The organism is Fulvimonas yonginensis (assembly GCF_037137055.1).
GTDB classification, from domain to species: domain Bacteria; phylum Pseudomonadota; class Gammaproteobacteria; order Xanthomonadales; family Rhodanobacteraceae; genus Frateuria_A; species Frateuria_A yonginensis.
Genome location: NZ_JBBBNY010000001.1, coordinates 473,851 through 499,786, shown reverse-complemented (window position 1 = coordinate 499,786; position 25,936 = coordinate 473,851). Strand labels below are relative to the sequence as shown.

At 71.2% G+C, this 25,936-nt stretch carries 22 protein-coding genes; 10 read left to right on the top strand and 12 right to left on the bottom strand.

The features are described 5' to 3' along the window. Positions 1–16 precede the first annotated feature (16 nt). The 5 genes from WAT24_RS02235 to WAT24_RS02215 all read right to left on the bottom strand — a co-directional run bounded on the left by WAT24_RS02235 (position 17) and on the right by WAT24_RS02215 (position 3,880). Positions 17–583 carry a hypothetical protein gene (locus WAT24_RS02235; protein ID WP_336806183.1) on the bottom strand — a complete coding sequence of 189 codons (567 nt, stop codon included), beginning with the start codon at positions 581–583 and terminating at the stop codon, positions 17–19. Next, complete coding sequence (gene pdsR, locus WAT24_RS02230; protein ID WP_336806182.1) at positions 580–1,269, bottom strand: proteobacterial dedicated sortase system response regulator; 690 nt, start codon at positions 1,267–1,269, stop codon at positions 580–582. Before pdsR ends, WAT24_RS02235 begins: the two co-directional genes overlap by 4 nt. Before the next feature lie 705 nt (positions 1,270–1,974). Beyond that, complete coding sequence (rpe, locus tag WAT24_RS02225) at positions 1,975–2,643, bottom strand: ribulose-phosphate 3-epimerase (RefSeq protein ID WP_336806181.1); 669 nt, start codon at positions 2,641–2,643, stop codon at positions 1,975–1,977. A 119-nt stretch (positions 2,644–2,762) separates the two neighbouring features. Then, entirely contained in the window at positions 2,763–3,569 is an 807-nt protein-coding gene (gene djlA, locus WAT24_RS02220) for a co-chaperone DjlA (protein ID WP_336806180.1), read from the bottom strand. Beyond that, positions 3,566–3,880, bottom strand: a complete 315-nt coding sequence (locus tag WAT24_RS02215; protein ID WP_336806179.1) for a c-type cytochrome — start codon at positions 3,878–3,880, stop codon at positions 3,566–3,568. Before WAT24_RS02215 ends, djlA begins: the two co-directional genes overlap by 4 nt. A gap of 119 nt (positions 3,881–3,999) precedes the next feature. Between WAT24_RS02215 and WAT24_RS02210 the strand changes: the two genes are divergently transcribed. From WAT24_RS02210 to WAT24_RS02195, 4 genes are all read left to right on the top strand, one after another. Beyond that, complete coding sequence (locus tag WAT24_RS02210; protein WP_336806178.1) at positions 4,000–4,929, top strand: phosphoribosylaminoimidazolesuccinocarboxamide synthase; 930 nt, start codon at positions 4,000–4,002, stop codon at positions 4,927–4,929. Positions 4,930–4,936: 7 nt separating this feature from the next. Then, positions 4,937–5,407 carry an Mpo1 family 2-hydroxy fatty acid dioxygenase gene (locus WAT24_RS02205; protein ID WP_336806177.1) on the top strand — a complete coding sequence of 157 codons (471 nt, stop codon included), beginning with the start codon at positions 4,937–4,939 and terminating at the stop codon, positions 5,405–5,407. Beyond that, the gene (locus WAT24_RS02200) at positions 5,407–5,817 is read left to right on the top strand and encodes a hypothetical protein (RefSeq protein ID WP_336806176.1); all 411 of its coding nucleotides are present in this window, start codon (positions 5,407–5,409) and stop codon (positions 5,815–5,817) included. The genes WAT24_RS02205 and WAT24_RS02200 overlap by 1 nt, the downstream gene beginning before the upstream one ends. Before the next feature lie 247 nt (positions 5,818–6,064). After that, the gene (locus tag WAT24_RS02195; protein WP_336806175.1) at positions 6,065–6,253 is read left to right on the top strand and encodes a hypothetical protein; all 189 of its coding nucleotides are present in this window, start codon (positions 6,065–6,067) and stop codon (positions 6,251–6,253) included. A gap of 45 nt (positions 6,254–6,298) precedes the next feature. Here WAT24_RS02195 and WAT24_RS02190 read toward each other — a convergent pair whose 3' ends face one another. From WAT24_RS02190 to WAT24_RS02180, 3 genes are all read right to left on the bottom strand, one after another. Beyond that, positions 6,299–6,493, bottom strand: a complete 195-nt coding sequence (locus tag WAT24_RS02190) for a hypothetical protein (RefSeq protein ID WP_336806174.1) — start codon at positions 6,491–6,493, stop codon at positions 6,299–6,301. A 209-nt stretch (positions 6,494–6,702) separates the two neighbouring features. Then, positions 6,703–8,772 carry a beta-agarase gene (locus WAT24_RS02185; RefSeq protein WP_336806172.1) on the bottom strand — a complete coding sequence of 690 codons (2,070 nt, stop codon included), beginning with the start codon at positions 8,770–8,772 and terminating at the stop codon, positions 6,703–6,705. A 122-nt stretch (positions 8,773–8,894) separates the two neighbouring features. Continuing rightward, positions 8,895–10,217 (bottom strand): APC family permease, encoded by a 1,323-nt coding sequence (locus tag WAT24_RS02180; RefSeq protein WP_336806171.1) that lies wholly within the window; start codon positions 10,215–10,217, stop codon positions 8,895–8,897. 115 nt (positions 10,218–10,332) lie between these two features. Between WAT24_RS02180 and WAT24_RS02175 the strand changes: the two genes are divergently transcribed. Both WAT24_RS02175 and WAT24_RS02170 read left to right on the top strand, forming a co-directional pair. Continuing rightward, on the top strand, positions 10,333–11,295 hold the full coding sequence (locus WAT24_RS02175; RefSeq protein WP_336806170.1) for a putative bifunctional lysylphosphatidylglycerol flippase/synthetase: 963 nt from the start codon (positions 10,333–10,335) through the stop codon (positions 11,293–11,295). A gap of 80 nt (positions 11,296–11,375) precedes the next feature. After that, positions 11,376–12,008, top strand: a complete 633-nt coding sequence (locus WAT24_RS02170; RefSeq protein ID WP_336806169.1) for a LysE family translocator — start codon at positions 11,376–11,378, stop codon at positions 12,006–12,008. Between the two features lie 154 nt (positions 12,009–12,162). Here the strand turns inward: WAT24_RS02170 and WAT24_RS02165 are convergent, their stop codons facing one another. Further along, entirely contained in the window at positions 12,163–14,166 is a 2,004-nt protein-coding gene (locus WAT24_RS02165) for a protein-L-isoaspartate(D-aspartate) O-methyltransferase (protein WP_336806168.1), read from the bottom strand. Between the two features lie 181 nt (positions 14,167–14,347). Here WAT24_RS02165 and dinB point away from each other — a divergent pair, with 181 nt between their 5' ends. Both dinB and WAT24_RS02155 read left to right on the top strand, forming a co-directional pair. Next, the gene (gene dinB, locus WAT24_RS02160) at positions 14,348–15,442 is read left to right on the top strand and encodes a DNA polymerase IV (protein WP_336806167.1); all 1,095 of its coding nucleotides are present in this window, start codon (positions 14,348–14,350) and stop codon (positions 15,440–15,442) included. Positions 15,443–15,462: 20 nt separating this feature from the next. Then, positions 15,463–16,152: a hypothetical protein gene (locus WAT24_RS02155; RefSeq protein WP_336806166.1), complete on the top strand. Its 690-nt coding sequence runs from the start codon at positions 15,463–15,465 to the stop codon at positions 16,150–16,152. Positions 16,153–16,523: 371 nt separating this feature from the next. Here the strand turns inward: WAT24_RS02155 and lpdA are convergent, their stop codons facing one another. The 3 genes from lpdA to aceF are packed head-to-tail and all read right to left on the bottom strand — an operon-like array spanning position 16,524 to position 21,190. Next, positions 16,524–18,323 carry a dihydrolipoyl dehydrogenase gene (gene lpdA, locus WAT24_RS02150; protein ID WP_336806164.1) on the bottom strand — a complete coding sequence of 600 codons (1,800 nt, stop codon included), beginning with the start codon at positions 18,321–18,323 and terminating at the stop codon, positions 16,524–16,526. Positions 18,324–18,345: 22 nt separating this feature from the next. Then, positions 18,346–19,407 (bottom strand): mechanosensitive ion channel family protein, encoded by a 1,062-nt coding sequence (locus WAT24_RS02145; protein ID WP_336806163.1) that lies wholly within the window; start codon positions 19,405–19,407, stop codon positions 18,346–18,348. A 10-nt stretch (positions 19,408–19,417) separates the two neighbouring features. Continuing rightward, on the bottom strand, positions 19,418–21,190 hold the full coding sequence (gene aceF / locus WAT24_RS02140; protein WP_336806161.1) for a dihydrolipoyllysine-residue acetyltransferase: 1,773 nt from the start codon (positions 21,188–21,190) through the stop codon (positions 19,418–19,420). 207 nt (positions 21,191–21,397) lie between these two features. On the opposite strand from aceF, the gene WAT24_RS02135 reads away from it, so the two are divergent. Both WAT24_RS02135 and WAT24_RS02130 read left to right on the top strand, forming a co-directional pair. Further along, a complete protein-coding gene (locus tag WAT24_RS02135; RefSeq protein ID WP_336806160.1) occupies positions 21,398–22,282 on the top strand; it encodes an ABC transporter ATP-binding protein in 885 nt (294 codons plus the stop codon). 1 nt (position 22,283) lies between these two features. Then, positions 22,284–25,871 carry an ABC transporter permease/M1 family aminopeptidase gene (locus WAT24_RS02130; protein WP_336806159.1) on the top strand — a complete coding sequence of 1,196 codons (3,588 nt, stop codon included), beginning with the start codon at positions 22,284–22,286 and terminating at the stop codon, positions 25,869–25,871. The last annotated feature ends 65 nt before the right edge of the window (positions 25,872–25,936 follow it).

Genomic DNA, 25,936 nt, shown 5'->3' with positions numbered 1-25,936 from the left:
AAAGCCGCGCCGCCGGCTAGCGGGGCGCGCGCGTCCCGCGCCGGTAGCGGGTGCCGACCACGACCTGCATGAAGTCGGCGAGTAGCGCGGCACGCCGCGGGTCGGCATCGTGGAAGCTCACCGACCAGCTCAGGCGCACGCCGGCGGCCCGCCCCGGCTCGCAGAACACCACCGCGTCGTCGATGCCGTCGCTGCCTTCGAACACCTGCGCCTCGCAGGCCATGCCGCGGTGGCGCACCGGGAAGCGGCCGACCCGGGCCGCCGGATCGCGCTGCAGGTAGCGCTTGCGGTCCGCGTCGAGCTCGGCATCCAGGCTGGGCAGTTCCCGCGGCCAGACGTTGAGCACCATCACGCGGTCCGGCTCGCCGCTCCATTCGCCCTGGTACATCACCAGGTTCACGCCGATCGCCCGGGCGTAGGCGCAGCAGTCGGCGGTCCAGCCCGACGGCGCCCGGGCGTGCAGGACCCAGCCCGGCACGCCGCCGTCTGGCCCGCCCTGCACGGTGACCTCGCCCGGCGGCGCCTCGGCGGCCCCTGCGCCGACCGCCGTCGCCAGCAGCAGCGCCGCGAGCGCCGCCCTCACGGCTTCCACCGGTAGCCCACGCCGTGCACGGTCTCGATCGCGTCGAAGTCCGGCGCCACCGCCACGAACTTCTTGCGTATGCGCTTGATGTGCGAGGTGATGGTGGCGTCGTCCACGACGAGCTCCGCCTCGCGCATCAGCTGGTCGCGGTTCTTCACGTGGCCGGGGAAGCGCACCAGCGTGTGCACCATCCAGAACTCGGTGACGGTGAGTGGGATCTCCGCGTCGTTCCAGGTCACCCGCATGCGCTCGGATTCGAGCTTGAGCGGGCCATGCGCGATCACCGTCTCGTTCGAGGCCGGCACCTTCAGCGACTCGATGCGCCGGAACAGCGCCGCGATGCGTGCGGCGAGCTGGTGCAGGCTGGTGTCCTTGGAAAGGTAGTCGTCGGCGCCCAGGCGCAGGCCGGAGATCACGTCGAAGTCCGAGTCGCGCGCGGTGAGGAAGATGATCGGCAGCGTGGCCGACTTCGCCCGCAACTCGCGGCACAGGTCGAAGCCGCCTTCGGGCTCGTCGCCCAGGCCGATGTCGATGATCACCAGCTCCGGCAGCTTCATCGCGAACGCGGTCGAGGCCTCCTGCCGCGAGCCGTAGCCGCGCGTGTCGTAGCCGAAGCGGGTCAGCGCCTCCACGTAGTTGGCGCGGATCAGCGGTTCGTCCTCGACGATGGCGATGCTGCGACCCATGGTTCCGTCTCTCCCTGTGGTGGCGCGCAGCGTGCTATGCGCACCGCATCCGCGCAAGGCACGAGGGACGGCTGCCCGCGTTTTGCCCGATTCGGCCCGCGCTTCGCCCTGCCCCTGCCGCCGCCGGCGCCCGGCGCGGCGGTTTCATGAAGCCGTCACCGGAGGAACCCATGTCCCACGCTCCCGCCAAGCCCGATCCCGACGCGGAACTGCGCCACTTCGAACCGCTGCGCGTGGCGCTCGCCCTGGGCGCCCTGCTGCTGGGCCTGGTGATGGGCATCCACTGAGGAGGCACGGCCATGTCCACTCCCTACATCGATCCGTTTGCCGTGGAAGGCGTGGAGGCACCCGCCGCGCAGGGAAGCACGGCGGGTGCAGGCGAGGAGCCCGATCCGGACTGGCAGCCGCTCTGAACCTCACGGCAACCCCCGCAACACCCTCTGTTCGGCCAACCATTCCTTCCCCCTCCTCGCGAGGGGATTTTTTTCAAGCGGGCTCGACGTTTAAAGCCGCGCCGGCCCGGGAACCAAACCGCCGAGGGCCCTGTCACATCCCCCGGCGGGCGTCGTCCATTGCCGTGGATACACCGTCGTCGGCCGCGCGTCGGCGGCGGCGTCCAGACGCCCGCTCTGGTGGACTCCTCAGGCGTCCCAGTCCGACGACGCTCTTGTCCCGGCGCAGGACCTGCGCCGGGATTTTTTCTCGTCAGCCGATGGCCTTGCGCATGGCCTGGATCACCTGGGCGTAATCCGGCGCGCCGAAGATCGCCGAGCCGGCCACGAAGGTGTCGGCGCCTGCGCTTGCGATGTCTCCGATGTTCGCGGCGCTGACGCCGCCGTCGATCTCCAGCCGGATCGCGCGGCCGCTCTCGTCGATGCGCCGGCGCACCGCGCGCAGCTTGTTGAGCGCCTCGGGGATGAACTTCTGCCCGCCGAAACCGGGGTTGACCGACATGATCAGTACCAGGTCCAGCTTGTCCAGCACGTGGTCGAGCCAGCTGAGCGGCGTGGCCGGGTTGCACACCAGGCCGGCCTGGCAACCGGCGTCGCGGATCAGGCCGAGGGTACGGTCGACGTGCTCGCTGGCTTCCGGATGGAAGCTGATCAGGCTGGCGCCCGCCTTGGCGAAGTCCGGGGCGATCCGGTCGACCGGCTTGACCATCAGGTGCACGTCGATCGGCGCGCGGATGCCATAGGCGCGCAGCGCCTTGAGCACCATCGGGCCCATGGTGAGGTTGGGCACGTAGTGGTTGTCCATCACGTCGAAGTGCACCCAGTCGCCGCCGGCGGCGAGCACCCTGGCGGTGTCCTCGCCCAGGCGGGCGAAGTCGGCGGAGAGGATGGAGGGAGCGATGACGGGGGTCTGCTTGCTCATGCCGGGACCTGCGTGGAGTGACAGCCGTTCGTCCCGAGCGTAGCGCAGCGAAGCCGAAGGCTGAGGGTGGACCCTTCGACGTCGGCCCTGCGGGCCGATGCTCGGGGCGAACGGTATCGCTACTTGAACCCCTTCTCCGCCTTGATCCGCTCGTACGCCGCGTTGATCTCGCTGGCGCGGGCTTCGGCGCGCTTGCGCATGTCCTCGGGCAGGTCGCCCAGGCGGTCGGGATGGTGCTCGGAGATCAGCTTGCGGTACGCGCGCTTGATCGTGCGCTCGTCGGCGCCGCGCTGGATGCCCAGCACGGTATACGGGTCGGGTCCGTGGGTGTTGCGCCGCGGCGGCACGTAGCCGCCCGCACCCGGCCCGCGGCGGCGGTCGCCGGCAGCGGCGTTCCAGGCGTAGCCCTTCATCGCCATCAGCGCCATCAGCTCCATGTCGCTGATGCGCAGGGCGAACGCGAGCTGGCGCAGGATCGCCATCTTCTCCGGCGGCGGATTGCCCTCGGCCAGCACCGTCTCGATCACCACGTCCAGCACCGGGAAGGCGTGGTCGCGGCGCAGGCCGACCCACTGGCGCAGGCCGTCGATCGCCGGGGTGACGTCGAACTCCGGCTGCTTGCCCCGGTTGAAGCTGGCGATCGCCTCCTTGCGTTGCTCGCTGGTCAGGCCCATGCGGGTCATCAACCGTTCGGCCACGGCGATCTCGGCTTCCGACACGCGCCCGTCCGACTTGGCCACCGCGCCGAGCAGCGCGAACAGCGGCGCGATGAAGCCGCCCGCCTGCGGCGTGGGACGGTCATGCCGCTGGCTCGCCCGCAGGCTGTCGATCACGAAGCCGATCGCGGCGCCGACGACGGCGCCGGAAATGCCGTGGCCGAGGATCAGCCCGACGAAGGCCAGGATCAGCGTGGTGGAAAGGTTCATGGCTGCGCTTGTGCCGCCGCCGGCGACTGCACGCTGTACCAGCGGGCCAGCGCGTCCAGTTCGGCGTCGCTCACCGGCCCGATGGCCGCGCGCATCACCGCCACGTTGCGGCGGCCGTCGCGGTACTGGGCCAGCGCCGCGCGCAGGTAATCCAGCCGCTGGCCGGCCAGGTTCGGGGCGCCGGCCATCTGCGCGATGCCGGTTTCGCCGTGGCAGGCGGCGCACAGGCCCAGGCGGGCGGGCCGGGCGGGACCGGCCGCTACGGCAGGCAGGGCGGCGGCCAGCAGCGCCGCGAACAGGACGAGTCGCATCGGCAGGGAGGGCAGCGAGATGGATTCCCGGAAACCGCGATTCTAGCAGCGCCCGGCCGCCGGCCCGTACGCTGCGCCGCTAGAATAGGCCGCTCACCACCTTCGATGGCGGACCGCACGTGCCTACCACCTTGCTCCAATCGAACCTGCCCGGCCTCGAACTGATCCACCGCGGCAAGGTGCGCGACGTCTATGCGCTGCCCGGCGCCCAGCGCCCCGATGGGCGCGACGAAGCGGATGGCCGGCTGCTGATCGTCGCCACCGACCGCCTGTCCGCCTTCGACGTGGTGCTGCCCGACCCGATCCCCGGCAAGGGCGAGATGCTCACGCAGATCTCCAACTTCTGGTTCGACAAGACCGCGCACATCATCCCCAACCACCTGCTGCAGGTGCCGCTCGGCGAGGTGCTGCCCGAGGGCACCGACCTCTCGCTCTACGCCGGCCGCGCCGTGGTGACGCGGCGGCTCAAGCCGGTGCCGGTGGAGGCGATCGCGCGCGGCTACCTGATCGGCTCGGGTTGGAAGGACTACCAGGCCACCGGCACGGTCTGCGGCATCGCGCTGCCGCCGGGCCTCAAGCAGGCGCAACAGCTGCCCGAGCCGATCTTCACCCCCTCGACCAAGGCCGCGGTGGGCGAGCACGACGAGAACGTGAGCTTCGGGGCGGTGGTCGACGCGGTCGGCCGCGAACTGGCCGAAAAGGTGCGCGACGCGACCCTGGCGATCTACCGCTGGGCGGCCGGCTACGCGGCCGAGCGCGGCATCATCCTGGCCGACACCAAGTTCGAGTTCGGCACCGACGCCGACGGCACGCTCTACGTGATGGACGAGATGCTGACGCCCGATTCCTCGCGCTACTGGCCGGCCGACCAGTACCGGGTCGGCATCAGCCCGCCGAGCTACGACAAGCAGTTCGTGCGCGACTACCTGGAGACGCTGGACTGGAACAAGAAGGCCCCGGGCCCGCACATTCCCGGCGAGGTGATCGAGCGCACCCGCGCCAAGTACGCCGAGGCGCTGGAGCGGCTGGCCGGCATCCGGCTCGACTGAGGCCGCCATGCGCAGCATGCAGAGCTGGCTCGAAGGCTACAGCGCCGACCACCGCCACCCGGTCAACCAGGTGATCCACTGGATCTGCGTGCCGCCGATCGTGTGGACGGTGGTCGCGCTGCTGTGGACCGTGCCGGTGCCGCCGGCCTTCCTCAAGCCCGGCGCCTGGGCGGTGTTCGCGATGGTGCTGGCGTTCGCCTGGTACTGGAAACGTTCGCACCGGCTCGGCACCGCGCTGCTGGTCGCCTTCGTCCTGCTGGCGCTCTTCACGGCATGGCTGTTCGAGCTGCTGGGGCCGGCGCGGCTGCGCTGGACCGCCATCGTGGTGTTCGTGCTGGCCTGGATCGGCCAGTTCGTGGGCCACACGATCGAGGGCCATCGGCCCAGCTTCCTCACCGACCTCTCCTACCTGCTGGTCGGCCCCGCGTGGTTGATGGAAAAGCTGCTGCGCAAACTCGGCTTCAAGGCGCACGACTGATGCAAACCCTGCTGACCCTGCTCAGCACCCTGCTCTGGTGGGTGCTGTACGGCTCGATCGTCGCCCTCGCCGCCAGCCTGATCGCCTGGCCGGTGCTGCGCTGGAGCGAACGCGCCAACGTGGTGTTCAACCGCGTCTACCTGGCCTGCCTGCTGTGGAGCCTGCTCGGGCTGCTGCTGGTGGCACTGGTCGCGGCGCACGAAGGGCAACTGAAGCCACCCTACGGACCGCTGCTCGCCTCGCCGACGTTCCGGGTGGCGCTGGTGGCGGACATGTTCGCCGGCGCCCTGCTGCTGTGGCGCCTGATTCCGCGGACGGACGCGCGCCGCATCCGTCCCACCAGTGCGTGCATGGCCGTGGCGGCGGTGATGGCCGTGGCCTTCGGCGTGGCCACCTCGCTCGCCGGCTGACCGCCCGGGCTGGGGCGCGATCGGCGCACGTTCGGACGCGGTCCGACCAGGCGATCCGTTGTGCCGGCCGCACGTGGCGGCGCACCGGGCACCCCGAAATCGGGCCTGCCGTCGGCCTCCAGCCGATCGGCTGGATCCGGGGCGCGCGGCGCGACGTGCATTTCCAGCCTGGGCCGCCGTTGGCGTGATAGACGATCCAGTCGCGCCCTTCGGTGTCCTGAAGAAGCCGTTGTGGCCCGGCGCGTAGATGCCGTGTTCGGGCGAGCTGGCGAATACCGGCTGCGGCGCCTTGCGCCACGACGCCGGATCGAGCAGGTCGGCCTGCAGCAGGCCGAGCGCGTGGCTGGTACCGGAGACCGGGGGCGTGACGCTGGAGCAGATCGAGGGCAAGCTGATGCACGACAAGCCGCTGCGTCGGGTCGGCCGCCAGCGATAGGGAAAAGCCCGGCGGGAGGGTGCGGCCGTCCCGCCGGGGCCCGTATCAATGCGGGGGTGTGTACCAGGCCAGCACGTCGCGGGCCTGTTTCAGATCCAGCGGCGGGCATTGCCCGATTTCGCCGCCGGAAAGGATCGACTGCGCGCGCATGCAGATCCGGGTCTCCTCCGGATCCACCGGGGCCGACAGCCGTCCCCACTTGGGTTCGTTACGAGGGGTGATTGCGAAGATCGCATTCATGCCGGGTTCCTCCCTTGCAGGCCAATGGCCGATGACCGCGCCACCTCCGTTGCGGCCGCCCGACACCCGTCGAGCCCGCCTTGGCCTCGCGCCAGTATCGGCCGATGGCGTGAAGCGGCCAGCAAGGGACCGTCGCGCCCGTGTCGGCGACACTCCGGGATGCTCGGGCGCCGACCGGCGCCAGCCTCGGCGGCGGGCGGGCTGGCGCCTTACCGGGTGTCCTGCGCGGCTCCGTTGGCCTTGCCGGCTGCCGTCGAGAAACCGTCAAACGGGATGTCGGTGATGCCGACCAGTCCCAGGTGGGCGTTCTCGCCGTCGAGCAGGCGTCCGGTGACCGGCTGGTCGGCGTACTGGAACCAGTGCGCGCCCACCACTACCGGATCGGCGGCCGCGGCCCGCACGAAGCGGGCATACGCCTGTCCGCGCTGGCTCTCGTTCCACACCGCCACCGGCCCGGTGCCGAACGGGCCGCGGTCGGTCGAGCCGAAGCTGAATTCGCTGATCAGCACCGGCTTGTCCAGTGCGTGCAGCGCGGGCAGATCCAGGCCGTGCTGCGGCAGGTCGGCGTAGACGTTGAAGCTGAGCACGTCGCACCAGCGCGCGCACGCCGCCACCGCCTCGGGCGTGTGCACGCCGAAACGGCCGCCGAGGAACAGGTGGTGCGGATCGTGGCGCCGCAGCGCTTCGCGGACGGTACGGAAGTACTGCTCCGCATAGGCACGCAACCAGGCCTGGTAATCCTCGGCGATAGCCGGGTGTGCCTCCTCCGGCAGGGGCGCCTGGAAGCCGACCGGCCGCAGGGCTTCCCAGCGTGTCACGCCGATGCCCCAGGCGACGCCGAGCTTCAGTGCGTCGCCGTACTTGCGTTCGAGCATGGCGAGGAAGGCCTGCTTGGCGGCGCTGTGCGGCTCGCCGCGCAGGGTGCCGATGGCCAGCGCCCAGCGGCCCTGCGGCCCGGGCGCCGCCCAGGCCAGCTCGTTGTCGGCAAAGTAGCCGAGCAGCCAGGGATCGTCGCGCACGCCGGCCGTGGCCTTGGCCACCGCGCGCTCGGCGGCCTGCACGAAGCGCGGATCGAACGGGTCGGGCATGCGCCCCCACCAGTCGTAGCCGGTGGCCACGTTGCCGAACGCGCCTTCGATGTTGATCGAGCGGGTGTAGACCAGGCGATGCCCGCGCGCGAGCGCTTCGTCGCTCCAGTTGCCCAGCGTGTTGAAGCCCCACGCGGCCAGCCGCGCGCGCGTGCGGCGACACCAGGCCTCGCGCCAGCCGGTCCCGTCGACGCGGTACAGGTTGGCGGCGTAGAAGTCGAACCAGCGGCCGTGGTCGTAGGCGAGGCCTGCACTCGCGCCGGTCTGGCCACGGCTGTCCGCCTGCCCGTGGAACGCGGCCCACGCCCCCTGCGCCGGCGGCAGGCCCTCGAACATCCATGCGCGACCCTCGACGTAGCTGCGCCCGGTGTCGTCGGTCACCGCATTGACGCCGAGCGAGAAGAACGGGTGGCCTTGCGGCGTCACCAGCTGCCAGCGGTCGTCAAGCTTGCGCGCGTGGAACCAGCCGGTGGCGTCGGTGCGAACGTCCAGCCGTCCGCCATAGGCATCGGTCCGCCGCGCCCCGTCGCGCGGCGCGACCGGTGCGTGCACCGCCGCGCGCAGGGCGGCGTCGCTTTGCACCTTGCCGGGCCAGTCGCCGCGACGGTATTGCCCGTAACGATCGACGATCCCCGCATAGGCGGCGCGCAGGGTGGCATCCGGCGCCGTGCCGACGGCGCCCAGCAGGAGGCTCTGCGCGGCCTGCGGCGCCGGCACGGCGATGCGCAGCACGTGCACCGATTGCAGGCCGCCGCCGCCTTCGACCGTGGTGGCGAGCACGACGCGCTCGCCGTCGTGCCGGAACGGCATCGGCGGCCCCGCCTGCATGCCGAAGGCCCGCGGCGAGGTCGCGTGCAGCGGCACCACCAGCGTCTGCACCGGGCCGGCCGGGAGGCCCACGGTCGCGTGCAGCGGCGCGCCGCCCTCGCCTTCGAGGTCCAGTTGCACGGTGATCGCCCACGGCATCGCGTTCTGCACGCGCAGGCGCAGTTCGCCGCCGCGCCAGTCGCCGTGCAAGGTCAGCTGCGGCCGCGCGGCGGGCTGGAAGGTGTAGCGGCGCAGGCTCTCGCCGCCGGGCAGCCGCTCCACGGCGCCTTGCCGCACGTGCGTCAGCGTGACCTGCCCGGCCACGCTGGCGGAACAGATCGGCGGGATGGCCAGGCCGGCCAGCATGCAGGCGATCGCTTTCATCGGTTCCTCGCGGGCCGGGGCCTGCCCGGCAGGAGCGAGCTTGCTCGCGATGCTCTTGTCTCGCGCGTGAGAGCCAGGCAAAAAGGCATGGAGAGCAAGCTCGCCACTACAGGGGCAGCGGCTCAGGCGCTGCTGCGCTCCAGCCAGCGCCAGCCGTAGTAGGCCGGGATGCCGCAGGCGATGATGACCAGGCTCATGCCGGCGTCGCGCGGGTTGTGCACGGCGGTGGCGCCGATCACCCCGAGCACGGTGAGCACGAACAGCAGCGGCAGCCACGGGTAGAACGGCACGCGGTACGGCGAGGGCTCGGCGAAGTGGCGCCGGTACCAGAACAGCGTGGCGATGCTGCAGGCGTGCGCCAGCCATTCGCCGACGGTGGTGTAGTCCAGCAACTGGCCGAAGCTGCCGGAAAGCGTGAGCACGATCGCCCACGCGCCCAGCGTGGCGAGCGCCACCTGCGGCGCGCGGCTCTGCCGTTCGATGCGGCCCACGGCGGAGAAGAACATGCCGTCGGCGCCCATCGTCTGCAGCACGCGCGCGCCGCCGGCGATGGCGATGTTGCAGTAGCCGAAGGTCGAGCAGGCGATGCCCAGCGCGATCAGCGTGGCGCCGCGCGGGCCGAACAGCTTCTGCATCAGATCGGCCGCCGGCGCGTGGCTGGCCGCGAGCCCTGCGTGCCCCAGCCCGGCGAGGTAGGCGAAGTTGGCCAGCACGTAGGCGGTCATCACGCCGGCCATGCCCAGGCCCAGCGCGCGCGGCAGGGTGCGCTGCGGTTCGCGCACCTCGCCGGCCAGGTCGTTGAGGTAATGGAAGCCGCCGTAGGTGAACAGCACCGGCAGCAACGCGCCGATCAGCGCGCCGGAGGGCACCTGGCGGCTCGCGTCGGTGGCCAGCGCGAGGCCCAGGTGGCCCTGCGCGAGCACCACGCCGACCACCACCAGCAGAGCGATCGCGGCCAGCTTGAGCACGGTGAAGATGTTCTGCACCCAGGCGCCGGCGCGGATGCCGAACAGGTTGATGCCGACGATGAAGGCGATCGCACCGGAGGCCACCGGCTTGACGTACTGCGCCGAGAGTCCGAGCGCGGTGCAGAAGTAGTCGGCGAAGGTGGTCGCCACCGCCGCCACGCTGCCCGGGTAGTTGATCAGCGCCATGGTCCAGCCGAACAGGAAGGCCGGCAGCTGGCCGAACGCCTCGCGCAGGTAGATGTAGCTGCCGCCCGCCTGCGGCCGCCGCGCGCCCAGCTCCGCATACGAGAGCACGCCGGCAAGGGTGAGCAGGCCGCCGATCGCCCACAGCACCAGCAGCTGCGTGCCGGAACTGGTGCGCTCGGCCAGCGTCGCCGGCGTGCGGAAGATGCCGGCGCCGATCACGCCACCGATCACGATCATCGCGGCGTCCCAGGTGCCCAGGCGGCGCAGGTAGGAACTGGATTCTTGGCTCATCGCGCGCGGATCGTCCCTTGAAGGCAAGGGTCAACGATAGCGTGAGATCGCCGGCCCGTGGGCCGCACCGTGTGGCACTCGCACGGCGGCGGGCATCCGGCGTAAGGTCGCTGCCATGTCCACGGCCGACCTTACGCCCGACGCGATCGGCAACGCCCGCGCGAACCGCGGGCTGCACCTGCTCTCCTGGCTGCTATCGGCCTCGCTGCTCGCGCTGGCGGCATGGCTGCTGCACCGCTACCTGGGCGCGATGGCCTGGCGCGACGTGACGGCGGCGCTGCTGCAGTTGCCGGCCTCGCACCTGCTGGGTGCGTTGGCCGCCACCGCCACCAGCTTCGCCATGCTCGCCGTGTTCGACCTGTTGGCCGCGCGCAGCGTGGCGCCGCGCTGCCCCGGGCCGCTGGCCGCGTTCGCGGGCTTCGCCGCGCATGCGCTGTCGAACACCCTGGGCTTCCACGCGCTCACCGGTGGCGCGGTGCGTTACCGCATCTACGCCGGAGCCGGTGTAACGGCGGGCGACATCGCGCGCGTGGTCGGGCTGGCCAGCCTCGGGGTCGGGCTGGGCTATGCCGTGCTTGGCGCCGCCGGCCTGTGGATGGAACCGGCGATCGCACCGGGCTGGGGGCGCCCCGTCGGCGGCGCGCTGGCGGCGCTGCTGCTGGCGATGCTGGCCTGGCTCGCGCGCCCCCGCACGCTGCGCCTGCACCGCTGGTCGCTGGCCCTGCCCGGCAGCGCATCCGCGGCGTTGCAGATGCTGATCGGCGGCATCGAGATGAGCGCCGCGATCGCGGCGATGTACCTGCTGCTGCCGGCCGCGATCGCGCCCTCCTTCGTCGATTTCGTGCCGATCTACCTGGCCGCGCTGGTCGCCGGCATTGCCAGCCACGCGCCCGGCGGGCTGGGCGTGTTCGAGGCGATCCTGCTCGGCGCATTCCCCGCCGAGGCCCGCGCCGACGTGCTGGCCGGGCTGCTGTGCTACCGGATGGTCTACAACCTGTTGCCGTTCGGCGTGGCCGCGCTCGCGCTGGCGGTGTTCGAGGCGCGGCGTCGGCGCTCGCCGGCGCTGGAACGGGCCTAGGCGGCGTCGCCCAGCGCGGCCAGCACATGCATCCGGGCCGGCGGCGGTCTAGGCTGTGCACCTCCGCCTGGGAGCCCACGATGCCCGACCCCACCCATCTGACGGCCTTCGCGCTGGTCGCGTTGGGCCTGGTCCTGACCCCCGGCCCCAACATGATCTACCTGGTCTCGCGCTCGGTCTGCCAGGGCCCTGCGGCCGGGCTGGTCTCGCTCGCGGGCGTCGGCCTGGGCTTCATCGTCTACATGCTGTGCGCCGCCTGCGGCATCACCGCGCTGTTGTTCGCGGTGCCCTACGCCTACGACGCGCTGCGCATCGGCGGCGCGCTGTACCTGCTGTACCTGGCCTGGCAGGCGCTCAGGCCCGGCGGCCGCTCGCCGTTCCAGTTGCGCGACCTGCCGCCGGACGGCCTGCGCCGGCTGTTCGCGATGGGCCTGCTCACCAACCTGCTCAACCCCAAGGCGGCGGTGCTGTACCTGTCGCTGCTGCCGCAGTTCATCGCGCCGGGGCACGGCAGCGTGCTCGGCCAGTCGCTGGTGCTGGGCTTCACCCAGATCGCCATAAGCCTGAGCGTGAACGCACTGATCGTGCTGGGCGCCGGCTCGGTCGCCCGTTTCCTGGGCGATCGCCCGTCCTGGCAGACGGTGCAGCGCTGGCTGATGGGCACGGTACTGGCCGCCCTGGCGGTGCGCATGCTGGCGCAAGGGCGGCGCTAGACGACCCATGCCCCCTGGGAGCGAGCTTGCGCGAGAGCGGGACGTTATGGACCCAACCTCCGGAGCGCCGAGGGCACGGTATCTCCCGGGCTGACGGTGCGCATGCCGGGGCAGGACGGCGCCAGGCGACCCGCGCCCCTGCGCAAGGCGGGCCTCAGAGGCCGAACGGCCAGGTGTCGGGCACGCCGGTACGCGGCTCCTCGCCGAGCGGCTCGACCGCGCGGGTCTCCTCGAACCAGACGTAGCCGTCGAACTGGCGCGGCAGCGAGCACTCCACGTAGTGGCTCCAGCGCTCGGTATCCGGCCGGTAGATCACGCCGATGAAGCGTTCCAGCCGGCCGGCCGCGAGCCGGGCCCACAGCTGCGGGTGTACGTCCTCGTGCAGGTCGAGCAGGCCGCGCGGCTCGCCGGCCTCGTGGAACAGCCGCTCGTAGCTGTCCTGGCGCGAGGGCAGCACGTCCATCACGCGCATCGGCGCGTCCCACTCGTCGGCGGCGGCCACGGTGCCCGTGTGCGTGCCGAAACCGATCAGCGCCGCGTCGCGCCCGAAACGCTGGCGGCACAGCTGGCCCAGGTTCAGCTCCTCGCGCACCTGGCCCATCTCGGTGTGGCGCGCATCGCCGATGTGCGAGTTGTGCGCCCACACCACCGCCCGCGCCTGCGGCCCGGCGGCGGCGAGCAGGTTCTCCAGCGTCTCGAACATGTGGCTGTCGCGCAGGTTCCAGGACTCGGTCGAGCCGTAGTACATGGCCCGGTAGTACGCCTCGGCGTTGCTCACCAGGCGCGCGTTCTGCGCCGCATCCAGATAGCGTTCGCCGTCGGCCCGCGCGTATTCCAGGCGGCGCGCGAGCAGCTCGCGCAGCATCTGCACCACGGCCTTCTCGCACGGCGCGTAGCCGGCGCTGAGCGCCATCCGGCCGTACTGCGCCGGCTCGCGGCTCCAAGGCGTGAGGCAGCCGTAGCGGTGGCGGGCGACGCGGGCGGCCTCCGGATCGACCTGGTCGAGGTAGTCGATCACCTCGCGGATCGAACGGTCCAGGCTGTAGAGGTCCAGCCCGTAGAAGCCTGCCTGGGTCCGGTCGGCGCGATCGGCGTTGTAGTCGCGCAGCCAGTCCACGAAACGCGCGACGTCGCGGTTGCGCCACATCCAGGTCGGGAAGCGCTGGAACGGCGGCTCGGCCTGGCTGTCGCGCGGCCGGTGCCGCACGTAGCGGTCGATCACCGCCGCGTCCGGCCAGTCGGCCTCCACCGCCACGAGGGTGAAGCCATGCTGCTCGATCAGCCGCCGCGTGATCGCCGCGCGCGCGCGATAGAACTCGCTGGTGCCGTGGCTGGCCTCGCCCAGCAGCACTACGCGCGCGTTGGCGTAGCGGTCGAAGAAACGGCCGAAGGCAGGATCGCCGGGGTCGGGCAGCGGCTCGAGCGCGGCGCGGATCGTCGCCGGCAGCCCGGCGCCATCGGCGCTCGCGCGGGCACGCACCGCCTCCGGCCGCGCCGGTGCGGCCACCTGCTCGCTCCAGCCCCAGGTGCCGACCAGCGGCACGAAGCGCACCTCGTCCAGGTGCTCCTGCCGGAAGCGGTCTTCGTCCAGCCGCGTGACCTTCACCAGGCGCTGGCGGTACATGCTCTCCCCCACCGGCATCACCAGCCGCCCGCCGATGGCCAGCTGGCGGCGCAGCGTGTCGGGCACGGCCGGCGCCCCGGCCGCGACCAGGATGGCGTCGTACGGCGCCGCGTCCGGCCAGCCGCCGCTGCCGTCGCCCACGTGCAGTTCGATGTTGCGGTAACCGAGCGCCGCGTAGCGCTGCCGTGCGAGCTCGGCCAGCTCGCCGTGGCGCTCGATCGCGTCGACGTGCGCCGTGATCGCGCCCATGACCGCCGCGGCGTAGCCGGACCCCGCACCGATCTCGAGCACGCGGTCGCCCGGCTGCAGCTGGGCCGCCTCGAGCATGCGCGCCACGATGAAGGGCTGCGAGATGGTCTGCCCGGCCTCGATCGGCAGCGGCGAGTCCTCATAGGCGAACTCGTGCATGTTACCCGCCACGAAGGCTTCGCGCGGGATCCGGCCCATCGCATCCAGCACGCGCGGATCGGCGATGCCGCGAGCGGCGAGCTGGCGCTCGACCATGCGTTGGCGTTGGTGCGCGAAGTCGGCCACGACCCTCCTCCGGAAGGCCGACCACGCTAGTCCTGCGGCGATCAACCGGCTGTCAAACCAGGCCGGCGGCTGGGCGCCGGGCAGGCACCCAGCCGCCACGCCATGACGTGCGCTGCCGCCGGGACCCCGGTACGCCGTCGGCACTCGTTAGAATCGCCGGGACGCCCCCGACGCTCCGACCGTGCCCCACGCGCTCCGCAAGATCCTGCACATCGACATGGACGCGTTCTACGCGTCGGTGGAGCAGCGCGACGACCCGGCCCTGCGCGGCAAGCCGGTGGTGGTGGCCTGGCGCGGCGCGCGCTCGGTGGTGTGCGCGGCCAGCTACGAGGCGCGCGTGTTCGGCGTGCGCTCGGCGATGCCGGCGGTGCGCGCGGAACGGCTGTGCCCGCAGGCGATCTTCGTGCCGCCGGACTTCGTGCGCTACAAGGCGGTGTCGCGGCAGGTGCGCGCGATCTTCGCGCGGCACACCGACCTGATCGAGCCGCTGTCGCTGGACGAGGCCTACCTCGACGTCACCCACGCGACCTCCGGCCTGCCCTCGGCCACCGCGGTGGCCGAGGCGATCCGCGCCCAGATCCGCGAGGAGACGCGGCTGACCGCCTCGGCCGGCGTCGCGCCGAACAAGTTCCTGGCCAAGATCGCCTCGGACTGGCGCAAGCCCGACGGCCTGTTCGTGATCCGTCCGCACCAGGTGGAGGCGTTCCTCGCCCCGCTCGCGGTCGGCAAGCTGCCGGGCGTGGGCAAGGTGATGGAAGGCAAGCTCGCGGCGATGGGCGTGGCCACCGTCGCCGACCTGCGCCGGCTCGGCCGGGCCGAGCTGGAACAGCGCTTCGGCCGCTGGGGCCGGCGCCTGCACGAACTGTCGCTGGGCATCGACGAGCATCCGGTCCAGCCGCACCGCCCTACCCTGCAGGTCTCGGCCGAGGACACCTTCGAGACGGACCTGACCCTGGACCAGCTCGAACCGCACATCCGCCGGCTCGCCGAGAAGGCCTGGGCCGGCCACCAGCGCGAGGAGGGTCGCGTCGCGCGCACCGTGGTGCTCAAGCTCAAGACCACGGATTTCCGCACGTTCACGCGCAGCTTTTCGCCACCCACCTTGCCGGAGTCGGCCCGCCAGCTGGGTGATCTGGCCTGCGCGCTGCGCGCACGCGTGCGGCATCCGGATGGCACCCGCTACCGGCTGGTCGGGGTGGGCCTGGCCGGGTTCGTGGACCGCGACCACTTTGCCGCGCAGCGCGACCTGTTCGACACTGTCGCGCCACGCGGTTGACCCGGCCACGAGGATCCACCATGCATCTGGAACTGCCCAACATCCGCCTGCACTCGCTGAAGGATTTCCTCAAGCACTACCTGATGATCGTGCTCAGCATCCTCACGGCGCTGGGGCTGGAGGCGTGGATCGAGCATGCGCACCACAGCCACGCCGCCGCCGAAGCCAGCCGCCGCATGGACGAGGAGCTGGGCCAGGTGATCGGGGCCATCGAGCGGTCCGCTGCAATCAACCGGAAGGAGCTGGCCACGCTGCGGTCCCTGGACACCATGGTAGCCTCGGCGCTGGCCGACGGCGCCGACGCCTCGGAAATCAACCGCCGGATCCATGCCCGCCGGGCCGACTACCAGCTCAATGCCAACTGGCCGACGCTGTCGACGGTCGCCTGGGACGTGGCCGTCGCCGACCAGTCGGCGGGCTGGATCGATGCCAGCGCCTTGCAGCACTATTCGGCTGCCTATACCGCCGAGCGCGAATTGAGCACCTGGCTGCAGCACGACTCGACGCTGGTGCTCGACGCGCCCCATCTGGTCGATACCCTTACCGATCTGCAGGCCGGCCATCCTGTCGACCCCTACGGCTTCCTGCGATCACTGCGGCAGATGGAGATGATGCTCGACTCGGAAGTCTCCCACCTGCAGGGTGCGGCCCGCCGGATCGCGCCGGCGTTGCACGGCACGGCCGCGGGCAGTGCCCGGGCCGGTGACTGAGCGCAAGCCGCAAGCGATCGCCACATCGAACGCTGGCCCACGCGCCACGGTCTGGCCGGCGCACCCGGTCCGCAGTGCCTCGTACCTCGCGAACCGCGCCTGGCATGCCGCCATCACGAACGGCCTGCAGCGGCGCTGCAGCGCTCGCGGCGGCTCGGACCTGGTGGCAATACACCCGCTTCGACCCGCACCGACGCTGGTCGGCTGGCGCGGCCGCGCGCCTGAGGGTCGGGACGGCTATCAAGCGCTCGCCCGCACAGACGCGCGCCGGCCTACCCGGGTCAGGACGGCCCCTTGCTGCCGCCGCCCTCCTGTTGACCGACCATGAAACGAAGAGCCCGGGAATGGCCCGGGCCCTTCGTGCTTCGCGATCACTTCTTTCTGGGAATGTACAGGTCGGTGATGGTGCCTTCGTAGACCTCCGCCGCCATGCCGACCGACTCGCTCAGGGTCGGGTGCGGGTGGATGGTCAGCGCGATGTCGGCCGCCTCGGCGCCCATCTCGATCGCCAGCGCCAGTTCGGAGATCAGGTCGCCCGCGTGCGGGCCGACGATACCCGCGCCGACCACGCGGTGCGTGTCCTCGTCGAACAGCAGCTTGGTGAAGCCCTCGGTGCGGTCGATGCCGATCGCGCGGCCCGACGCCGCCCAGGGGAACTTGCCCACGCCGACCTTGAGCCCCTTCTCCTTCGCCTCGCGCTCGGTCACGCCGACCCAGGCGATCTCCGGGTCGGTGTAGGCCACCGACGGGATCACGCGGGCGTCGAAGTGACTCTTCTCGCCGGCGACCACCTCGGCGGCAACGCGCGCCTCGTGCGTGGCCTTGTGCGCCAGCATCGGCTGGCCGACCAGGTCGCCGATGGCGAAGATGTGCGGCACGTTGGTGCGCATCTGGGTGTCGACCTCGATGAAGCCGCGCTCGGTCACCGCCACGCCGGCCTTGTCGGCGCCGATCTTGTTTCCGTTGGCCGAGCGGCCCACCGCGACCAGCACGCGGTCGAACACGGTGGTGTCTGGCATGCTCTCGCCCTCGTAGCGGACCTCGATGCCCTTCTTGGTGGCCTTGGCCTCGACCACCTTGGTCTTGAGGTGCACGCCCTTGAGCTTGCCGCCCAGGCGTTTGGCCAGCGGCTTGATCAGGTCCGCGTCGGCGCCGGGGATGAGCTGGTCCATGAACTCGACCACCGTCACCGCGCTGCCGAGCGCCGCATACACCGTGGCCATCTCCAGCCCGATGATGCCGCCGCCGACCACCAGCAGTTCCTTCGGGATGTCCTCGAGTTCCAGCGCGCCGGTGGAATCCATCACGCGCGGGTCGTCCCACGGGAACATCGGCAGCCGCACCGCCTGGGAGCCGGCCGCGATGATCGCGTGCTCGAAGCGGACCAGCTTGGTGCCTTCGGCCGTTTTCACTTCCAGCTCGTGCGGCGAGATGAAGCTGCCCGTGCCCTGCACGGTACGCACCTTGCGCTGCTTGGCCATCCCGGCCAGGCCGCCGGTGAGCTTGCCGACCACCTGCTCCTTGAACTTGCGCAGCTTGTCCAGCTCGATCGTCGGCTTGCCGAAGCTGACGCCGTGGGCGGCCATGGCCTCGGCCTCCTCGATCACCGCCGCGGCGTGCAGCAGCGCCTTGGACGGGATGCAGCCGACGTTGAGGCAGACGCCGCCCAGGCTGGCGTAACGCTCGACCAGCACGGTGTCCACGCCGAGGTCCGCGGCGCGGAAGGCCGCGGTGTAGCCGCCGGGACCGGAGCCCAGGACGACCAGCTTGCATTCGAGGTCGGGCTGGCGGCCGGACGCGCCGGCCGCCTGGGGTACCTTGCCCTCTGCTGCCGGGCGAGTTTGCGGCGCCGGGGCGGCAGCGGGTGCCGGAGCGGGAGCTTTTGCCTTGCCCGGGCCTTCCGTCTGCTTTCCGGATGCAGGCGAAGCCGAGCCCTCGGCCTCGAGCGTGAGGATCACCGCACCCTCGGACACCTCGTCTCCCACTTTCACTTTCAGTTCCTTCACCACGCCGGCGGCGCTCGAGGGCACCTCCATGGTGGCCTTGTCCGATTCCAGCGTGATCAGGCTCTGTTCCTTCTCCACGCGGTCGCCGGGCTTCACCAGCACCTCGATCACCGGCACGTTGTCGTGGCCGCCGAGGTCGGGCACCTTGATTTCGAGAGTGGCCATGGATGGATCCTTGGTTGGTCGCTCAGCGCGGGAGAACGGCGCCGGCTGGGGATTGGGAGGCGGCAGCGGATTCGGCGATCTCGCGCTGTACGTCGCGCGCGGCATCGTTTCCGCTCGGATCGGGTGGCTGCTGCGGATGCGCAGGCGCGCTGGCCGCAACGCGCGAATCGGGCCAGCTCTTCACATGCAGGTCGCGCTGCGGGAACGGGATCTCGATGCCGTATTTCTCCAGCGCGGTGTGCAGCGCCCAGTTGTAGGCCGCGGCGACCGAACCCGGGCGACGCGTGGCCTCGGCGGTGAGCCAGACCACGAGCTGGAAATCGAGCGACGATTCGCCGAACCCGGTCAGCCACACCTGTGGCCCGCGGGGCCCGTCCTGGCAAAGCGTGAACGGCACGGCGGCCGCCGCTTCGAGCGCCGCCTTCTTGACCAGTTCCTTGTCGGTGCCGTAGGCCACGCCGAACGGGATCTTCTGCCGCCGCGCCACCTCGCGCAGGGTCCAGTTCACCACGCGACCGCTGACGAATTCGGAGTTGGGCACCAGGATGTCGATGTTGTCGTTGGTCGAGATGCGCGTGGCGCGGATATAGATGTCGCGCACGGTACCGTGCACGCCCGAGGCGAGCTCCACGAAATCCCCGACCTTGAGACTGCGCTCGAACAGCAGGATCAGCCCGGATACGAAGTTGTTGAAGATCGCCTGCAGGCCGAAACCCAGGCCGACGCCGATCGCGCCCGCGAAGACGGTCATCTTCGCTACCGGCACGCCGGCCACGCTCAGCGCCCACAGCACGCCGATCACCAGCATCACGTAGTGCAGCAGCCGCTGCACCGTGTACAACGAGGACTGGTTGATGCCGTGATGGCTCTGACCGTAGCGGTTGAGCAACCGCCGCAGCAGCACCGAGCCGACCAGGAACACCATCAGCACCAGCAGCGCGCCCAGCAGCGAGCCGACGGTCAGGCGGATGCCGCCCACCGCGACGCCCCAGTCGAGCCACGTGGCGACCTGTCCCAGTCCGTGCTGGGCCGGCCCCGGCGCGGACACCGGGGCGGGCGCGGGCTGGACGGCAAGCCGGCCCATCACCGGCCCGTCAGAGCAGCAGGCGGCGGATGTCGCCGAGCTGGTTGGCGAGGAACGCGGCGAAGCGCGCGGCGAGCGCGCCGTCGATCACGCGGTGGTCGTAGGAGAGCGACAGCGGCAGCATCAGCCGCGGCGCGAACTCCTTGCCGTTCCACACCGGCTTGATCTGCGCCTTGGACACGCCGAGGATCGCCACCTCCGGCGCATTGACGATCGGCGTGAACGCGGTGCCGCCGATGCCGCCCAGCGAGGAGATCGAGAAGCAGCCGCCGGACATCTCGTTGGGGCCGAGCTTCTTCTCGCGCGCCTTCTTCGAGATCTCGCCCAGTTCGCGGGCGAGGTCCAGCAGGCCCTTCTGGTCACAGTCGCGGATCACCGGCACCACCAGGCCGTCGGGCGTGTCCACCGCGATGCCGATGTGGAAGTACTTCTTGAGGATGAGCTTCTCGCCGGTCTCGTCGAGTGAGGCGTTGAACTGCGGGAACTGCTTCAGCGCCGCCACCACCGCCTTGATCTGGAACACCAGCGGGGTGATCTTGAGATCCTTGTTCTCGGCGCCGAGCTGCTTGCGGAAGGCCTCCAGCTCGGTGATGTCCGCGTCCTCGTGCTGGGTGACGTGCGGGATCATCGCCCAGTTGCGCGCCAGGTTGGCGCCCGAGATCTTCTGGATGCGGGTGAGCGGCTTCTCCTCGACCGGACCGAACTTGGCGAAGTCCACCTTGGGCCAGGGCAGCAGGTTGAGCCCGCCGGCGGCCGCCACCGGCGCACCCTGCACCGGGCGCGCGCCCGAGGCCAGCGCGTGCTTGACGTAGGCGCTGACGTCCTCGCGCTGGATGCGCCCGCCGCGGCCGGTGCCCTTGACCTGGTGGATGTCCACGCCGAGCTCGCGCGCGAAGGCGCGGATCGCCGGGCTGGCGTAGGGCGCGTCCCCGGGCATGACCAGCTTGCCGTCGAACGGCGGGCGCGCCTGCGGGCGCACGTCGCCCTCGGGCACGTTGCCCGGCTGCACGCCGCGGCCGCCGACCGGCGCGGGCTGCTCGGGCGCCTTCGGGCCGCCGCCGCTGACCGGCAGGCCGGTCGCCGATTGCGCATCGGGCGAGGACGAGGGCGCCGGCGGCGATGCCGGCGCGGGCGCCGCCGCGCCGGTCTCGATCAGCGCGATGACCGCGCCCTCGGAGACCTCGTCGCCCACCTTGAGCTTGAGTTCCTTCACCACGCCCGCGAACGGTGCGGGCACTTCCATGGTGGCCTTGTCCGACTCCAGCGTGATCAGGCTCTGGTCCTTGGCGACGGTGTCGCCGGGCTTCACCAGCACCTCGATCACCGGCACGTTCTCGTGACCGCCGATGTCGGGCACGCGCGCCTCGCGCACACCACCGCCGGCCGGCGGCGCCGTGGCCGCGGGCGGCGCCGGCGCGGCCTCGTCGACAGCGCCCTTGCCGGTGCCGGGTTCGGCGGCTTTCGCCTGCCGGTCGGAGGCGAGCGGCGCGGCGGCCGGCGCGGCCGTCGCATCAGCCGCGGAGGGAGCGGCGCCGGCTTCCCCGGTGGCTTCGATGATGGCGATCAGCGCCCCCTCGGACACCTCGTCACCGACCTTCAGCTTGACCTCCTTCACCGTGCCGGCGAACGGGGCCGGCACTTCCATGGTGGCCTTGTCCGATTCCAGCGTGATCAGGCTCTGTTCCTTCTCCACGCGGTCGCCGGGCTTCACCAGCACCTCGATCACGGGAACGTTGTCGTGGCCGCCGATATCGGGGACGCGCGCTTCTTTGAGGTCGGCCATGGGGTCTCCTGCGGATGGCGAGGGCGTGCCGCCCGGGGGATGGCGGCCGCGCAAGGTCTCCCATGATAGCGAACGGCCGCCCGCCGCGTAGCCTCGCGAACCGCATGGGCCATCCGGCATGCATGACCTTGTGCCGATGCGCCCGCCGGGAGACGGCCCCTATGCTGCCCCGGCGCCGCTCAGGGCGGCGCGGAGGAACCCGAGCGCATGCTGACCATCCGCCAACTGTCCAAGACCTACGCCAACGGCGTGCGCGCGCTGCGCGGCATCGACCTGGACATCCCGCAGGGCATGTTCGGCCTGCTCGGGCCGAACGGGGCCGGCAAGTCCTCGCTGATGCGCACCATCGCCACCCTGCAGGATCCCGACCAGGGCAGCATCGAGCTCGACGGCAGGGACCTGCTGGCCGACAAGCCGGCCACCCGCCGCCTGCTGGGCTACCTGCCGCAGGAGTTCGGGGTGTACCCGAAGGTGTCGGCGGAGGCCATGCTCGAGCATTTCGCCGTGCTCAAGGGCGTCACCGCCCGCGGCGAGCGCCGCGAGCTGGTCGAGGCGCTGCTGCGCCAGGTCAACCTGTGGGACGTGCGCAAGCGCCGCCTCGGGAGCTTTTCCGGCGGCATGCGCCAGCGTTTCGGCATCGCCCAGGCGCTGATCGGCTCGCCCCGGCTGGTGATCGTCGACGAGCCGACCGCGGGCCTGGACCCGGAGGAGCGCAACCGCTTCCTCAACCTGCTGGCCGAGATCGGCGAGAAGGTGGTGGTGATCCTGTCCACCCACATCGTCGCCGACGTCACCGACCTGTGCCCGCGCATGGCGATCCTCGGCCAGGGCCAGGTTCTGCTCAGCGGCGAGCCGCGCGAGGCGATCCGCAACCTGGACGGGCGCGTCTGGCGGCGCACCATCGACAAGGCGGAACTGGACCACTACCGCGCCCGCATGACCATCCTGTCCACCCGCCTGGCCGGCGGCCGCACCCTGCTGCACGTGCTCGCGGACCAGCGCCCGGAAGCCGGTTTCGAGCCGGTGGCGCCGGATCTGGAGGATGTCTACTTCGGCCGCCTGCGTGCCCAGGCGACGGTGCTGGCGGCCTGAGATGCTGCTGGAGATCTTCCGCTTCGAGTGGCGCCAGCAGTGGCGCGCGCCGCTGTTCTGGATCGTCGCCCTCGCGTTCGGCGCGCTAGCCTTCACGGTGGCCTGCACCGACGCCGTGGCCATCGGCGGAGCCAGCGGCAACGTGCTGCGCAACGCGCCGATGGTCATCGTGCGCCTGATCGCCGCCTTCACGGTGTTCGGCATGCTGGCCGGCGGCGTGTTCGTGGCCGGCGCGGCGCTGCGCGACTTCGACCATGGCACGGCCGAACTGGTGTTCGCCACCCCGGTGCGCCGCGGCGCCTACCTGGGCGGCCGGCTGGCCGCCGGCTACGCTGCCTCGGTGGCGATCATGCTGGCGGTGGCGCTGGGTGTCGCGCTGGGCGGCGCGATGCCGTGGATCGACCCGGCCCGGCTGGGCCCGGCCGACTGGCATGGCTACGCCTGGGCGCTCGGCGTGCTGGTGCTGCCGGACATGCTGTTCGTGGCCTCGCTGCTGTTCCTGCTGGCCACCGCCACGCGCTCGCTGCTGGCCACCTACATCGGCGTGATCGTCTTCATCGTGCTGCTGTCGCTGACAGGGCTGCTGATGCGCAACGTCGACCACCACGTGCTGGCCGCCATGCTGGACCCGTTCGCGAACCGCACGCTGGCGATCGTCACGCGCTACTGGTCGGCCGCGGAGCTCAACCACCGCCTGCCGGCGCTGGAGGGATTGCTGCTGTGGAACCGGCTGCTCTGGCTGGGCGTGTCGGGGGCGCTGGCCGGCGTCGCGTTCGCACTGTTCCGCGCCGATCGCGAAGGCGTGCGCCTGCCGCGGCGCCGGCGGCGCGCGGAACCGCCGCTGCTGCGCCCGGTGGCCGGCATGCCGCGCATCGCGCTGCCGGCGGTGCGGCTGGCCTACGACCGACGCGCGCGGCTGGTGCAACTGCGTGCCTTGCTCGCCTTCGACGTGGCGAGCGTGCTGCGCGGCGTGCCGTTCCTGGTGATGCTGGCCTTCGGCCTGGTCAACCTGCTGTTCGCGCTGGCCTTCGCCAGCGACTTCTACGGCACGCCGATCTACCCGGTCACCCACGCGGTGCTGGAGACGGTGCAGGGGAGCTACCACTGGCTGCTGGCGATCATCGTGACCTTCTACGCCGGCGAACTGGCCTGGCGCGAGCGCGACCGGCGCACCGCCGAGGTGGTCGACGCCTTCCCGTTGCCGGACGGCATGGCGCTCGCCTCGCAGTGGCTGGCGCTGGCGGCGGTGGTACTGATCTACCTGCTGGCCGGCGACCTGGTCGGCATCGCCTGGCAGCTCGGCCACGGCCACACGCGGCTGGAGCCCGGCCTGTACCTGGCCAGGCTGGCGCTCGATGGCGCGCCGTACCTGCTGCTGGCCGCGCTGATGCTGTTCCTGCAGACGCTGTCCGGCAGCAAGTTCACCGGCTACCTGCTAGGCATCGTCTGGCTGGTGGTTTCGGTCATCGGCTTCCCGCTGCTGCACTGGGAACGCAACCTGCTGATCTACGGCCACGCGCCCGAACTGCCGTATTCGGACATGAACGGCTTCGGCCACTTCCTGGCGGGAACGCTGTGGTTCGAGCTCTACTGGGCATTCGCGGCCGCCGCGCTGCTGATCGTGGCGGCGCTGTTCCACGTGCGCGGCACCGGGCAGACCTGGCGCGAGCGCCTGCACGAGGCGCGCGCGCGGCTGCGCCGGCCGACCGTGATCGCGCTGGCGCTCGCATTGGCCGGCTTCGCCGCGACCGGGGCGTGGATCTTCTACAACACCGAAGTGCTCAACCACTACGAGTCCGGCGCGCAGGCCACGCGCAAGCGCGCCGATTACGAAAAGGCCCATGCCCGATACAGGGACGTGCCGCAACCGCGCATCAGCGCGGTGAGGACCGAGGTCGACATCGACCCGTACGCACGGCATCTGGCGATCCGCGGCCACTACACGCTGGTCAACCGCCATCCGCTGCCGATCGACACGCTGCACGTGAACTTCGATACCGACTTCACGGTGAAGGCGCTGCGCTTCGCCGCGCACACCACGGTCAAAGAGGACCGGCGGCTGGGCTACGCCATCTACCGCCTGCGCACGCCGCTGCCGCCGGGCGCCTCGATGGACTTCGCGTTCGACCTGGAGTACGCCCCGCGCGGCTTCACCAACGAGCCGCAGGGCCAGTTCCTGGTCGGCAACGGCAGCTTCTTCGACAGTCGCGTGCTGCCGCACTTCGGCTACCAGGCCGACCGCCAGCTCAGCGACCGTGGTGACCGGCGCCGGTACGGCCTGCCACCGGACGTGCCGCGCATGCCCTCGCTGGACGACCCGCGGGCGCGCGGCGACAACTACGTCACCAACGACACCGACTGGATCGACTTCGAGACCACGGTCTCCACCGCCGCCGACCAGATCGCGCTGGCACCCGGCTACCTCACCCGCAGCTGGACCGCGGGTGGGCGTCGCTACTTCCACTACGCCATGGACCGACCCATGCTGGGCTACTACGCCTGGCTGTCGGCCCGCTACGCCGTGCGCAGGGCGCGCTGGAACGGCATCGAGATCGAGGTCTACTACGACCCGGCCCATCCGTGGAACGTGGGGCGCATGATCCAGGCGGCCAGGGACGCGCTCGCCTACGGCCAGGCGCATTTCACGCCTTACCAGTTCCGCCAGCTGCGCATCCTCGAGTTCCCCAACTACCGGCAGATCGCACAGTCCTTCGCCAACACCGTCCCCTACTCGGAAGCCGTGGGCTTCATCGCCGACCTGCGCGACCCGTCGAAGATCGACTACGTCTACTACGTGACCGCGCACGAAGTGGCCCACCAGTGGTGGGCGCACCAGGTGATCGGCGCGGACATGCAGGGTTCGACCATGCTGAGCGAGGGCCTGGCGCAGTACGCGGCGCTGATGGTGATGAAGCACCGGTACGGCGCCGGGCAGATGCGCCGCTTCCTCAAGTACGAGCTGGACAAGTACCTGATGAGCCGCGCTACCGAGAAGGTCGCCGAGCAGCCGCTGGCGAGGGTGGAGGACCAGCAGTACATCCACTACCACAAGGGCTCGCTGGTGTTCTACGCGCTGCAGGACTACGTCGGCGAGGCCACCGTCGACGGGCTGCTCCGGCGTTTCCTGCTCGACTGGCGTTTCCGCGGCCCGCCGTACGCCAGCTCGCGGGAGTTCATGGACACGCTCGTCCGCGGCCTCGATCCGAGGTGGAAGGGCCTGCTCGACGACCTGTTCTGGGACATCACGCTGTTCGACAACCGGATCAACGACGCCTCCGCCCGCAGGCTGCCCGACGGCCGCTACGAGGTGACGCTGACGGTGCACGCGGGCAAGGTCCACGTCGACGGGCAGGGCCGCGAGACGCCCGCCGCGCCGGATGTCCCGGTGGACATCGGCGTGTTCGCCGCAGCGATCGCCCGGGGTCGTGACGGCGAGCCGCTGTACCTGGAGAAGCGCCTGCTGCCCGCGGGCGACAGCAGCATTACGGTGACGGTCCGGGGCGAACCGGCCGAGGCCGGCATCGACCCCTACAACGAGCTGATCGACCGCGTCTCCGGCGACAACCGCCGTGCCGTGACGCTGCAGTGAGCCGAAGCCGCCTGCCGCCCGGCTCGATCGCGGAACGCCCGGCGCATCCGGTTGCGTACCGGCGC